The organism is Streptomyces sp. NPDC050422, from assembly GCF_044458665.1.
Classification (GTDB): Bacteria; Actinomycetota; Actinomycetes; order Streptomycetales; family Streptomycetaceae; genus Streptomyces.
The window spans coordinates 23,650-35,318 of the sequence record NZ_JBITIE010000026.1 but is presented as its reverse complement, the minus strand read 5'-3'; the positions used below and the strand labels follow the sequence as shown (position 1 = coordinate 35,318).

The following is an 11,669-nucleotide window of genomic DNA, read 5'->3' as shown; positions in this document are numbered from 1 at the left end:
CAGGCCCGCCCGGGGCCTTCCCGGCCCCGCCCGGCAGAGGCGATCCTGACCCTCTCCGCCCCCTCTCCGCACCCTCTCCACCACCGAACGGCCGCTCGGCGCCCCCGCTGCCCAGGACGGGGCGCCGGCTCGGCCGTACCCGCGTCGAAGGGAACCGCCATGGTGTTCCACAGCGAGTACGAAGACGTTCCGGCCCTCGAAACACCCATCCACGAAACGGTCCTCGGCGACGCCGCGGCCTTCGGTGACACCGTCGCGCTGGTCGACGGCACAAACGGCATGAGCGTGACCTACGCCCAGCTCGACGCCTTCCACCGCCGCATCGCGGCCCACCTCGCCGAGGCGGGCTTGCGCAAGGGCGACGTCCTCGCCCTGCACAGCCCCAACACGATCGCCTACCCGGCCGTCTTCTACGGGGCCACGCGCGCGGGAGCCTCGGTCACCACCGTGCACCCGCTCGCCACCGCCGAGGAGTTCGCCAAACAGCTCAAGGACTCCGACGCCCGCTGGATCGTCACCGTGTCCCTGTTCCTCGACGTCGCCCGGCAGGCGGCCGAACTCGCGGGCGGCATCCGGGAGATCTTCGTCTGCGACCAGGCCGAGGGCCACACCTCCGTGCTCGACATGCTCGGCTCCACCGCCCCGGAGCCCGAGATCGAGTTCGGCCCCGAGGACATCGCCGTCCTCCCGTACTCCTCCGGGACCACCGGCGCCCCCAAGGGCGTCATGCTCACCCACCGCTCCATCGGCACCAACCTGGAGCAGCTGCGCCCCTTCATCCCCATGGAGCCCGGCCACAGCATCCTGGCCGTCCTCCCCTTCTTCCACATCTACGGGCTGACCGCCCTGATGAACGTCCCGCTGCGCTGCGGGGCCACCGTCGTCGTGCTGCCGCGCTTCGACCTCGACCAGTTCCTCGGCGTGATCCAGGAACACCGCATCACCGGGCTGTACGTGGCCCCGCCGATCGTCCTGGCCCTCGCCAAGCACCCGGCCGTCGGCGACTACGACCTCTCCTCGCTCGAGTACATCGTCAGCGCCGCCGCGCCCCTGGACGCGGACCTCGCCGCAGCCTGCTCCACCCGTCTCGGCGTGCCGCCCGTACGGCAGGCGTACGGCATGACGGAACTCTCGCCCGGCACGCACGTCGTGCCCCTCGACATCGAGAACCCGCCGCCTGGAGCAGTGGGCAAGCTGCTGCCCAGTACCGAGATGCGGATCGCGTCCATCGAGGACCCCGGGAAGGACCTCGGCATCGACACCGACGGCGAGATCCTCATCCGTGGCCCCCAGGTGATGAAGGGCTACCTCGGCCGGCCCGAGGACACCGACGCCATGATCGACAGCGAGGGCTGGGTGCACACCGGCGACGTCGGACGCGTCGACGCGGACGGCTGGCTCTTCATCGTCGACCGGGTCAAGGAACTCATCAAGTACAAGGGCTACCAGGTCGCCCCCGCCGAACTCGAAGCGCTCCTGCTCACCCACGAGGCGATCGCCGACGCGGCTGTCATCGGGGTGTACGACACGGACGGCAACGAGATCCCGAAGGCCTTCCTCGTACGCCAGCCGGCCGCCCCGGACCTCACGGCCGAGGACGTCATGACCTACGTTGCCGAACGCGTGGCCCCGTACAAGAAGATCCGCCGCGTCGAGTTCGTCGACGCCGTACCGCGCGCCGTCTCCGGCAAGATCCTGCGCCGCGAACTGCGCGACAGGGAGAAGCAGCAATGACCCTCGCCCCACCCACCCACGAGCGGGGCATCACCACCCTCACGCTCGACTCCCCGGCCAACCGCAACGCCCTGAGCGCACCGCTCGTGGCCGGACTGACCGAGGCCCTCGACGCCTGCGCGACCGACGAGAGCATCCGGGCGGTGGTCCTCACCCACACCGGCAACACGTTCTGCGCGGGCGCCGACCTCAAGGCCCCGGCCGACCCGCACGCCTTCGTCGCCCTCATGCGCCGCATCGTCACCCTGCCGAAACCGGTCGTGGCCCGCGTCACCGGCCACGTCCGGGCCGGCGGCCTGGGCCTGCTCGGCGCCTGCGACATCTCGGTCGCGGGCCCCGACTCCTCGTTCGCCCTCACCGAATCCCGCCTGGGCCTCGCCCCCGCCGTCATCTCCCTGCCGCTGCTGCCCAGCCTGGACCCCCGGGCGGCCTCCCGCTACTACCTCACGGGCGAACGCTTCGACGCGACGGAGGCGGCCCGTATCGGCCTCGTGGCCCTCGCCGCCGAGGACGTGGACAAGGCGCTCGTACCGGTACTCGACGGACTGCGCAGGGCCTCGCCCCAGGGGCTGGCCGCATCGAAGGAGCTGGTCACGGCTACTGTGCGGGAGGCTTTTGACCAGCACGCCGAAGACCTCATCGCCCGCTCCGCGGCACTCTTCGCCTCCGACGAGGCACGGGAGGGGATGACGGCCTTCCTGGAACGACGGGATCCCGCATGGCGGCTCTGACCCCACCCAAGCAGGACCGCAGCCGCGCCACCCGGCAGAAACTCCTCGAAGCCGCGGTCGCCTGCCTCGCCGAGCACGGTTGGGCAGGCTCCACCGTCTCCGTCGTCGCGATGCGCGCCGGTGTCTCCCGCGGGGCCGCCCAGCACCACTTCCCCACCCGCGAGGACCTGTTCACGGGAGCCGTCGAGTACGTCGCCGAGGAACGCTCCGCGGCCCTGCGCGCCGTCCCCGGCCAGGACCGCGCCGCCGTCGTCGCCGCGCTCGTCGACCTCTACACCGGCCCGCTCTTCCGGGCGGCACTCCAGCTCTGGGTCGCCGCCTCCAACGAGGAACAACTCCGCCCCCGCGTCACCGAACTCGAAGCGCGCGTCGGCCGCGAGACCCACCACATCGCGGTCACGCTGCTGCGCGCCGACGAGTCCCGGCCGGGCGTACGCGAAACGGTCCAGGGCCTCCTCGACATGGCCCGCGGCCTCGGCCTCGCCAACGTCCTCACCGACGACACGGGCCGCCGGGAGCGGGTCGTGGCGCAGTGGGCCGCGCTGGTGGATGAGTCGCTGGGGTGAGGGGCCGGGTTACGCCGGGCCGCCGATGGCCAGTGCGAGTCTCCACATGCCGGTGGACGGGTTGACCTCGTGCTCCTTGCCCTCCGGAGCCAGCTTCTTCGCGCGGCGGACCGCCTCGCGCCAGCCGTCTTCGTAGTGGCGGAAGACGAGTCCCGTCTTGGAGTACCCGCCCGGTGTGTGCTTGTTCAGGATCGGAACGAGTTCGTCGTAGGAGCCTGCGTGCCTGCGGTGATCGGTGAAGTGCAGCAGCAGCCACACCTCGAAGCACGGGTTCGACAGAGCGACGCCGATGCCGTTGCGCTCGGCTTCGCGCAGGGCCTGGTCGAGGTCGGTGAACTCGTCGACGTCCAGGACGCACCACACCTCGTCGTACTCGTCGGAGGCCGCCGCAAGGAGCTTCGCCGCATGCGCGACGACTTGGGACGGCGCCTTGGGATGCTTGACGATCTTGACGGACACGGCCGGGTTCCGGGCAGCGTTCTTGAGACCTTGCACGTACGCGTGCTCGGTCACTTCGGCGCCGCATACGACCAGTAATCGCAGCCGGGCGGCCCGGAGCCCTGTTCTCCTTTCGAGTCGGGACTCGAAGGAGGGGCGCTTGCGACCGCCCGGCTCAGGCTGTCTCGCCATCGTTGTCCCCCCGGGCCGCCAGCGCCGTGGCGAAGCTCTCGTCGATGAAGGGCACCCCGCCGTAGCTGCCGCCCAGATACCGGCGCTCGTGGTTCTCTCCGGTGCGGGGCTTGAATTCCGACAAGGCGATCAGACGGGTCTCCCCGTATCTGTCCTTCTCCACGAACCACACCTGGTCCCGCTTGAGAATGTCCTCGCCGTCCGCACGCCCGAGCAGGCTGGCATCGTGGGAGGTGAAGATCAGTTGCGCGGCATGCGGATTCGTCTCCGGGTCCTGGAAGAGCCCGATGAGCTCGGTGGTGAGCAGCGGGTGAAGGCTGGAGTCGATCTCGTCGACGATGAAGGTGCCTCCCTGGCGCAGTACGGACAGGAATCGCGGTGCCTGTGCCAGGAGAGCTCTGGTGCCGGCGGACTCCTCGTGGAGCTCCATACGGACCATGCCGGACCGCCCGCGGTGGCCGATCCACGGACGCATGACCTCGCGTGGCCCTCTCTCCTCCAGCCTCGCGAGTTCACGCCGGGGTACCCGCCCGCCGTACAGCCGGCGCAGGGCTTCCTCGTCCATGACCTCACGCTCGGCGCCGTACGCCTCGATCCCCAGGTCGGCGGAGCGCAGGAGTGCCAGGAGGGCGGCAGCGTCCCGGTCCGGCCGCTCCGCAACTCCGAGCGGCATCCGCGTGCTGCCCTCGGCGAACCGCAGACCCGTTGCGAACCAGTCGTAGACCGGGCGAAAGTCCTCCTGCTTGGAACGGGCGGCCATGGTCAGGAACAGCACGTTGGGCTCGGTGATGTTCTCGACCAGTTCGAGTTCGCGCTTGGCCTGCGAATCTCCGGGCTGCACTTCGCCGTCCGGGCGCTCGAAGATCTTGCGCTTCTTGCCGAGTGGATAGCTGTAGAGCCATTCGTCGAGCACTCGCTCGTCGTCGACGCTGAAGCCGTACGTGTAGCGGACCCCACCCAGAAGAAGGTCCGCCACATACCAGGACGGTTCGTCGGCCGCTGATGCGTCCAGGCGGAACACGCTACGGGTGAGGCCGTTTCCGGGCTCCGCGTCGCGATGCGAATTCAGGACCATGGAGGCCATGTACTGCAGCGCGCCGACAAGGTTCGACTTGCCGGCGGCGTTGGCGCCGAAGAGACCCACCACGGGGACTGCGGCCCAGTCCGTGCCCGGAGGGCGGTCGGCGTCATAGGCGGGGTGGAGCTGGAGCTCCTGCTCCTCGCGGATCGAACGGTGATTGGCCACCCGGAAATTCAGCAGCACGTGCGACCTCCCCTCGATGTTTTCAGGCTTATGTGAGCAAGTGAATCGCGCCATCGCGGGTATGGCAACCACAGTCAAGAGATTTCGCTGAGTTCAGTTGCTCCCCGGATATCCTTCCTCGTTCCGGACAGGCCAGGGAGGTCCCGCACCATGACCAGCACCACCGCATCACCCTTCCCCGAGCGCATCGAGCTCACGGGGGAAGGCCTCGTCCTGCGCGACTGGACGGAAGCGGACCTGGCCGCGATGCCGGACCTCTTCGACCACCCCGACACCGCGTACTGGACACCCCTCGTCTCCCCCTTCGACGAAGCGGCCGCCCGCGCCCGGCTGGACAAGGCCCGGCGGCTGCGGGCGGAGGGCACGAGCATCCTGCTCGCCATCACCACCGACGGCGGCGCGGCGCTCGGCGAGGTGATGCTGCGGCGCGCCCCCGAGGGCGCGGAGCTCGGGTACGCGGTCGGCCCGGCGAACCGAGGCCAGGGCCTGGCGGCCCGTGCGGTGCGGGTGATGGCCGCGTACGCCTTCGAGGAACTGGGCGTGGAGCAGGTGATCCTGGAGCTGGAGGCCGAGAACGCGTCCAGCGTCGCGGTGGCGAAGAAGACGGGCTTCAGCCTCCTCGACGTACCGCTGATCGAGGGGGAGGAGAAGGGGCGCCCGTACGTCCTGCAGACGTGGGGGCTGAATCGGGCCTGACATAGGGGGTGCGGGGCAGGGGGACGGCCCATGCGGCAGAGTGGACGGATGTCCGCCTACGAGACGATGCCGTTCCACCTCGAAACCGAGCGACTGATCCTGCGGCCGTGGGCCGAGTCGGACGCGGCCGAGTTCCGCGACCTCCTCGCCGAACGAGGCGACGGAAGACAGACCGTTGAACACATCCGGAAAGCCATCGCGGAGCTGCTCACGGCAACGGCGACTACGGGGATCGCCCTGCTGCCCATCCAGCGCCGCGACGAGGGCGACTTCATCGGCTACGGCGGACTCATCATCGGCCGCTCCACCCTGGAGGAGCCCGAGATCGCGTACGAGCTGTTCCGGCACGCGCACGGGCGCGGCTACGCCACCGAGGCGGCAGGCGCGGTACTCGAGGCCGCAGCGGCGACCGGCCGGGAACGGCTCTGGTCGACCGTCGCCACGTGGAACACACCGTCGTTCCGAGTCCTCGAAAAGCTCGGGTTCGAGAGGGACCACGTCACCACGGAGGAGCGCAAGGGCGAACTGGTCTGGCTCACGCGCTCGTTGGCGTGACCAGGGAGCCGACTTCACAGCACGTCGTCCCCGCGAAACATCGTCCTGGAGTTTCGCGGGGACGGCGTGCGCAAGGCGCCGTGGCGGTCAGGTCTGGCACTGGGAGGTCGCGGCGCCGGTCCAGTTGCTCCAGGCGCCTCCAGCGAGTTTGACGTGGACGCGAGTCTCGACCTTGGCGTTGGCGACGAAGCAGACGCGGGTGGTGCTGCCGATCTCGGTGGGGCCGGTGGTCGTGCGGCGGGGGACGAGGGTGCGGCCGTTGCCGATTTTGACCACTGCGGCGGGTCCGGGAGAAGTCTCAAGGCGCTTTGAGGAGGTCGCGGAGGCCGGCGACGAGTGCGGTGACGTCCCGCTCGACGGGCGGTTCGGGTGCGGGTGCCGCGCGCTGCGGGGGCACGGCAGCCGGTGCGTACTCGGCTACGGCTACGGGCACCCGCACCGGCTGGGGCACTCCCGGCGTGAGGCGGTTCGCCCACCATTCGTTGTCCCGGGCGGTACGGGACCAGAAGGTGCGGAACACCCACCGCACCTCGTCACCGACGCCGATCGCGCAGCGGACGCGCCGCAGGTACCCGGCCACGGAAAGGGCGGTCAGGGCGGAGGCGATGGCCTGCTGGCCGTACAGGGGGATCTGCTTGGCGAGGCACTTCACGCTCATCGAAGCGCCCTCGGGGAGGTGCTCGATGAACCCTGCGATGTACCGCTCGCGCAAGGGCAGCAGAGCGAAGTCGTCAGGGCGTGAGGGGAGTTGGTCCGGCGCGGAACGCTTGCCGTAACCGGGCTGGGCCATCGGGTACGGGGCCGCCACTGCGGGCGCGGGCAGGGCGGGACTAAGGTGCTGGGCAGCCACGGGATCGTTTTCCTTATGTAGTCGATCTTGGGGTCAGACCCCGGCTCGGTGCTGATTACACCGGTCGGGGTCGCTTTGTTCTCGCACCGTAGACACTCGCGACGCTCCGTCGCAAGCCGTCACCATTAGTCATACTTGCTCGCCGTTACGGGTCAGGGAGGGCAGGGAGGTTTTATCAACCCCCCTGTTTTCAGTGGCCGGTTAAAAGAAGGCGCTCGAATCTCGCGGCTCGCATCTCGACGCTCGTGTCTCGGGTCTCAAGCTCCGGGCCGAGGCTGTCCCGCCTCCCCTCGAACGAGTGAACCGACCGTATCGAAGCTCGAAGCTCGGAGCTCGGGACCCGAGCTCCGAGCTTCGAGAGGTGCGTCGGTCTTGCCTCGCGGAGTCGGCTCGCGGCGCATCGGCGATAGCTACTCCAGCAGCTTCTTCCAGGTGACGTAGGTTGCCAACGGCCCTGTGGGGGGCTGCCGCCAATCGCCGCAGAACGACCGGAGGTTCACGCATGCCCCGAGAGGCTCCGTACCTCGCGGTCACCGACGCCCTGCGCGCGCGCATTCTCGCTCACGAGTGGAAGGTCGGCGAGCGCCTTCCGTCCCGGGTGCGGCTCGCCGAGGAGTACGCAGTCGGGCGCAACGTCATACAGAGGGCCATGGACCGCTTGATTGCCGACGGTCTTCTGGACGGACGCGCAGGCTCGGGCACCTACGTCCGTATCCCGCGCGAGCGCCTGCGGCTGGTTCGTTCGCGGCACCGGGACCGCGGGCACGGCTCCGCAGCCACCTCGGAGGCGAGGCAGCAGGGCAGGGCCGACGCCTGGGATTCGCACAGCCGGGTGCGCGTCCCCGCTCCTGAGGAAATTGCCGAGCGGCTCGGCATCAGCCCGGGGGGTCTCTGCGTCACCACGCATTACGAGTTCCTCGCGGAGGGGCAGCCCGTCCAGCTCTCCGAATCCTGGGAGCCGCTGGCCCTCACGGACGGAACTTCGGTCGTGCTGCCCGAGTCGGGGCCCCTGGCCGGAAAGGGAGTGGTCGAGCGTATGCGTTCGATCGGCGTGGTCGTCTCGACCGTGGTCGAGATCCCGCGCCCGGCTCGGGCCACCCAGGCGCAGGCGAACCTGCTGGGGATCGGCGTGGGCGACCTCGTGCTGCAGATCGAGCGCACGATCTACGACAGCGACGGACGCGCGGTGGAAACCGCCGACATGGTAATTCCCGACGTGCGTCGAGAGGTGGTCTACGAGTTCGGGGCCGAGCGCCCGTAGGCGTGGGGACGGCCAGGGGTGTCCTTCATTTCCAACGGCAGGGGATACGCATGTCAACGACGTCCCGGCTCGGACTCCTGGGAGACCGGGACTTCGGGCGCCTGTTCGCGGCCACCGCACTCGGTCAGCTGGGTGACCGCATCATCTTCCTGGCACTGCCCCTGGTGGCCATCTCGGCACTGGACGCGGACGAGTTCCAGGTCGGTCTGCTGGCGGCGATGACCACGGCAGGCTCGCTCCTGATCGGGCTTCCGGCAGGTGCGTGGGTGGACCGTATGCGCAAACGATCGGTGATGATCAGCGCTGATCTCGCCCGTGCGTTGCTCCTCGTGACGATACCGATCACATGGTGGATGGGCCTTCTCACCATGGAGTGGCTCTGCACAGTCGCTCTGATCCACGGAGTGCTGACCGTCTTCTTCGATGTCGCGTATGTCAGCTACCTCCCACATTTGGTGGGACGCGGAAGGCTTGTGGAAGGGAACGCACGGTTGTCGTCGGTGCGCTCGGTGACCAGCATCGGCGGCCCGGCGTTGGCCGGGCCGCTGATCAGCCTGGTCGGGGCCCCCGCGGTGCTGGCGTTGAGTTCGGCAGGGATGGCCTTGTCGGGGCTGCTCGCAGCGACGATCCGTAAGCGCGAAAGAAGGCCGGAGCCCGCAGCCCGTCGTCGACTGGGCCGAGAGGTTAAGGAGGGGCTGAAGTTCGTCCTGAAGGACCCGTCCTTGCGGGCCATGGCGCTCGGGGACGCGATGTTCAACCTCTCTCTCGTCATGTACCAGAGCATGTTGCTGGTCTTTCTGCAGCGGGAGGCGGGGCTCCAGCCCTTCGGTATCGGCCTCGTCCTTTCGGGGATGGGTTTCGGGGCGTTGCTGGGTGCGCTGCTGGCCACCACGATCTCCGGGCGGGTCGGGCAGGGCCGGGTCATCTGGCTCGCGACACTGCTCACTTGCCCGCTGACTGCTCTCATGCCGTGGGCGCGACCGGGTTGGAGCCTGTACGTGGCCGCTGTCGGGCTCGCGGCCCTTTCGATGGGAGGGGTCGTTCGCGTCGTGTCTCAATCAAGCCTTCAGCAAGCCATGACACCGGATCGGCTTCTGGGTCGGATGAGTGCGACAACCCGCTTCGTGTCGTGGGGTGGCATCCCTGTCGGCGGGTTTCTGGGTGGCGTGTCGGGGTCCGTGTTCGGAGCGGCAGGCACCTTGGGGATCGGTGCGGCCGGGATGACGCTGAGCGCTCTTCCCAACTTCCTTTCGCCGCTGCGTGCCATGCGTGGAGATCCCACAGCCGGCCCCCGTGAGGTTGCGCGCTGAGGCCTCTCCGTGCGGAACCTCCGCAGCCCCTGTTCGTACATATTTCTTGTACGGGTCGTCGAGGCGTGAAGTGCGGGCCCAGGTGGGGATTGGGTACCGTATGCACCCCAGGAATCGGCAGCGCAGGAACGCGTCGGCCATGAAGCTCGTAGGCAAGCTGGTCAGCGTGTTTCGCGTGGCCTCCGGTCTGACCCAGGCGCAACTCGCGGACCTGGTACGTGTCCAGGTGGAGACGATCGCCTCCATCGAGCAGGGGCGTCGGGCGCTCCTCCCCGATCTGGCGCGTCGGCTGGACGAACTCCTGGAGACAAATGGCGCGTTGGCGACGGCGGTGGAGCACATGCCGGAGGTCGATCTCGTACCGGCATGGGCCGAGCAGTACATGGACCTGGAGCGGACGGCCCTGGCCCTGTCCTGGTACGACAACCAGGTCCTGCCCGGCCTGCTCCAGACCGAGGCCTACGCACGGGCGGTCTTCAGCAACAGGGTTCCCGTGTTCAGCGAGGAGAAGATCGCGATCCGGACCGCCTCCCGGCTGGAACGCCAGGAGATCCTGCACCGCAGCGAACCGCCGACGATCAGCTTCGTCGTCTGGGAGCCGGTGGTCAGGCTTCAACTCACCGACCAGGAAACGCACAGGGAGCAGCTCCGCCACCTGCGTACGTGCGCTGCGCTGCCGGGCGTCAGCCTTCAGATTCTCGCGCTGAGCCACCGGTCCCACGCCGGGCTCGACGGCCCGTTCACGCTCCTGGAAACGCCCGACTTCCAACACGTCGCGTACTCCGAGACGCAGCGCGGCAGCCTGCTCGTCGCCGACCCCGATGAGGTCAGCATCCTGTCCCAGAAATATGCGATGCTGCGAGCTCAGGCCCTCAGCCCCGAAGACACCTTGGGCCTGTTGGACCGTCTGCTGGGAGAGCAATGAGCACTGCACGCGCGTGGTTCAAGTCCAGCTACAGCGGCGACGAGGGCGGCGCCTGCCTCGAAGTCGCCTACGAGTGGCGGAAGTCCAGCTACAGCGGCAGTGAGGGTGGCCAGTGCGTCGAGGTCGCCGCGCATCCCGCCGCCGTACACGTCCGTGACTCCAAGAACCCCGAGGGCCCGGCACTTGCTCTGCCGCCCGCGGCCTGGGCCGCCTTCACCGCGCACGTGGGCCGCTGAGGCGCTGAGCAGACGCGGGGGACCGTGCGCCTCGGCGGAAAGCCGTAGAACGTGCTCCGCGCGCCGGGCATGCCGCCAGGGGACGGGATGCCCGGCGCGCGGACGCGGGAACAGGAACGGGAACAGGTCGTCAGCTGGTCCAGAGGACCGGGCTGTCGCGGTACGCGTCACCCTCCTCGAACGAGGCGGTCGCGATGGGGTCGGTCTTCGTGGCGCTGAGCGAGCAGGTCTCGTACGACGCGCCCTTGGTAGTGAAGTCGCGGGGTGCGGATTCGCTGTCGCACTTGCCCTTGAGGTCGCCGATCAGGATGACGCCCGTGGGGGCGCCGTCCGCCAGCTTGCCGCGCAGCTTCAGGGACGAGTACGACATGTCGGTGCCGCCGACGTTCTCCACCTTCATCCGGATGTAGTACGGCGTCATGCCCTTGGCCTTCGCACCGAAGGGGGCCATGTCGGCCTCGGCACCCTTCTCGATCGCCGTGACGGTCACCGCGATGGTGCCCTTCTTGGTGGTCCCGTAGGTGAACGGCACAACGGCGCGGTCGCCGACCTTGACCTTCGTGCCCGGTGCGGCGACGTCACCACCGGCGGGAGCGGCAGCGTCGTCGCTCGGGTCCGCAGACGGGCTCTTGCTGCCCGGGTCGGAGGATGCCGGGTCCGACGATGCCGGGGCGGAGGCCGAAGGTGACTCCTTCGTCGATGCCGCGTCCTCGCCGTCGTTGCAGGCCGTGAGCCCGAGCGCGAGGGTGGTGAGGGCAACTGCGGAGACGATGCGTCGCTTGTGCGTCATTTTGACCTAACTGGCAGTGAGGGCTGCCCTTACGGCAGCCGGAACGTTCAACAACTGGACGAGGCGCCCGGTCCTGCGACCGGACGCGCCGCGGCGGCACAACGACGGCGGTGCGTCAACG

14 protein-coding genes are annotated in these 11,669 nt (G+C 69.0%); 9 read left to right on the top strand and 5 right to left on the bottom strand.

Going from position 1 to position 11,669, the window contains the following annotated elements; genetic code table 11:
* The first annotated feature begins 159 nt into the window (after nt 1–159).
* From ACIBJG_RS33145 to ACIBJG_RS33135, 3 genes are read left to right on the top strand one after another with little or no spacing between them, the layout of a single operon-like run.
* Complete coding sequence (locus ACIBJG_RS33145) at nt 160–1,734, top strand: 4-coumarate--CoA ligase family protein (protein ID WP_399313242.1); 1,575 nt, start codon at nt 160–162, stop codon at nt 1,732–1,734.
* On the top strand, nt 1,731–2,465 hold the full coding sequence (locus tag ACIBJG_RS33140) for an enoyl-CoA hydratase family protein (protein WP_399313240.1): 735 nt from the start codon (nt 1,731–1,733) through the stop codon (nt 2,463–2,465). Before ACIBJG_RS33145 ends, ACIBJG_RS33140 begins: the two co-directional genes overlap by 4 nt.
* Nucleotides 2,453–3,031 carry a TetR/AcrR family transcriptional regulator gene (locus ACIBJG_RS33135; RefSeq protein ID WP_399313238.1) on the top strand — a complete coding sequence of 193 codons (579 nt, stop codon included), beginning with the start codon at nt 2,453–2,455 and terminating at the stop codon, nt 3,029–3,031. Before ACIBJG_RS33140 ends, ACIBJG_RS33135 begins: the two co-directional genes overlap by 13 nt.
* Before the next feature lie 9 nt (nt 3,032–3,040).
* On the opposite strand, the gene ACIBJG_RS33130 is transcribed toward ACIBJG_RS33135, so the two are convergent.
* A complete protein-coding gene (locus tag ACIBJG_RS33130; RefSeq protein ID WP_399313236.1) occupies nt 3,041–3,661 on the bottom strand; it encodes an RloB family protein in 621 nt (206 codons plus the stop codon).
* Nucleotides 3,645–4,925 carry an ATP/GTP-binding protein gene (locus ACIBJG_RS33125; protein WP_399313234.1) on the bottom strand — a complete coding sequence of 427 codons (1,281 nt, stop codon included), beginning with the start codon at nt 4,923–4,925 and terminating at the stop codon, nt 3,645–3,647. Before ACIBJG_RS33125 ends, ACIBJG_RS33130 begins: the two co-directional genes overlap by 17 nt.
* 150 nt (nt 4,926–5,075) lie before the next feature.
* On the opposite strand from ACIBJG_RS33125, the gene ACIBJG_RS33120 reads away from it, so the two are divergent.
* Together ACIBJG_RS33120 and ACIBJG_RS33115 are read left to right on the top strand one after the other, a co-directional pair.
* Nucleotides 5,076–5,621, top strand: a complete 546-nt coding sequence (locus tag ACIBJG_RS33120) for a GNAT family N-acetyltransferase (protein ID WP_399313232.1) — start codon at nt 5,076–5,078, stop codon at nt 5,619–5,621.
* Nucleotides 5,622–5,669: 48 nt separating this feature from the next.
* A complete protein-coding gene (locus ACIBJG_RS33115) occupies nt 5,670–6,176 on the top strand; it encodes a GNAT family N-acetyltransferase (RefSeq protein ID WP_399313230.1) in 507 nt (168 codons plus the stop codon).
* An 87-nt stretch (nt 6,177–6,263) separates the two neighbouring features.
* Here the strand turns inward: ACIBJG_RS33115 and ACIBJG_RS33110 are convergent, their stop codons facing one another.
* Together ACIBJG_RS33110 and ACIBJG_RS33105 are read right to left on the bottom strand one after the other, a co-directional pair.
* On the bottom strand, nt 6,264–6,452 hold the full coding sequence (locus ACIBJG_RS33110) for a hypothetical protein (RefSeq protein WP_399313228.1): 189 nt from the start codon (nt 6,450–6,452) through the stop codon (nt 6,264–6,266).
* Nucleotides 6,453–6,474: 22 nt separating this feature from the next.
* The gene (locus tag ACIBJG_RS33105; protein WP_399313226.1) at nt 6,475–7,026 is read right to left on the bottom strand and encodes a hypothetical protein; all 552 of its coding nucleotides are present in this window, start codon (nt 7,024–7,026) and stop codon (nt 6,475–6,477) included.
* Nucleotides 7,027–7,528: 502 nt separating this feature from the next.
* Between ACIBJG_RS33105 and ACIBJG_RS33100 the strand changes: the two genes are divergently transcribed.
* The 4 genes from ACIBJG_RS33100 (at nt 7,529) to ACIBJG_RS33085 (ending at nt 10,758) form a co-directional block, all read left to right on the top strand.
* Entirely contained in the window at nt 7,529–8,287 is a 759-nt protein-coding gene (locus ACIBJG_RS33100) for a GntR family transcriptional regulator (protein ID WP_399313224.1), read from the top strand.
* Nucleotides 8,288–8,337: 50 nt separating this feature from the next.
* On the top strand, nt 8,338–9,597 hold the full coding sequence (locus tag ACIBJG_RS33095) for an MFS transporter (protein ID WP_399313222.1): 1,260 nt from the start codon (nt 8,338–8,340) through the stop codon (nt 9,595–9,597).
* A 139-nt stretch (nt 9,598–9,736) separates the two neighbouring features.
* Complete coding sequence (locus ACIBJG_RS33090; RefSeq protein WP_399313220.1) at nt 9,737–10,522, top strand: Scr1 family TA system antitoxin-like transcriptional regulator; 786 nt, start codon at nt 9,737–9,739, stop codon at nt 10,520–10,522.
* Complete coding sequence (locus ACIBJG_RS33085) at nt 10,519–10,758, top strand: DUF397 domain-containing protein (protein WP_399313218.1); 240 nt, start codon at nt 10,519–10,521, stop codon at nt 10,756–10,758. Before ACIBJG_RS33090 ends, ACIBJG_RS33085 begins: the two co-directional genes overlap by 4 nt.
* Before the next feature lie 130 nt (nt 10,759–10,888).
* On the opposite strand, the gene ACIBJG_RS33080 is transcribed toward ACIBJG_RS33085, so the two are convergent.
* On the bottom strand, nt 10,889–11,548 hold the full coding sequence (locus tag ACIBJG_RS33080) for a hypothetical protein (RefSeq protein ID WP_399313217.1): 660 nt from the start codon (nt 11,546–11,548) through the stop codon (nt 10,889–10,891).
* Between the last annotated feature and the right edge of the window lie 121 nt (nt 11,549–11,669).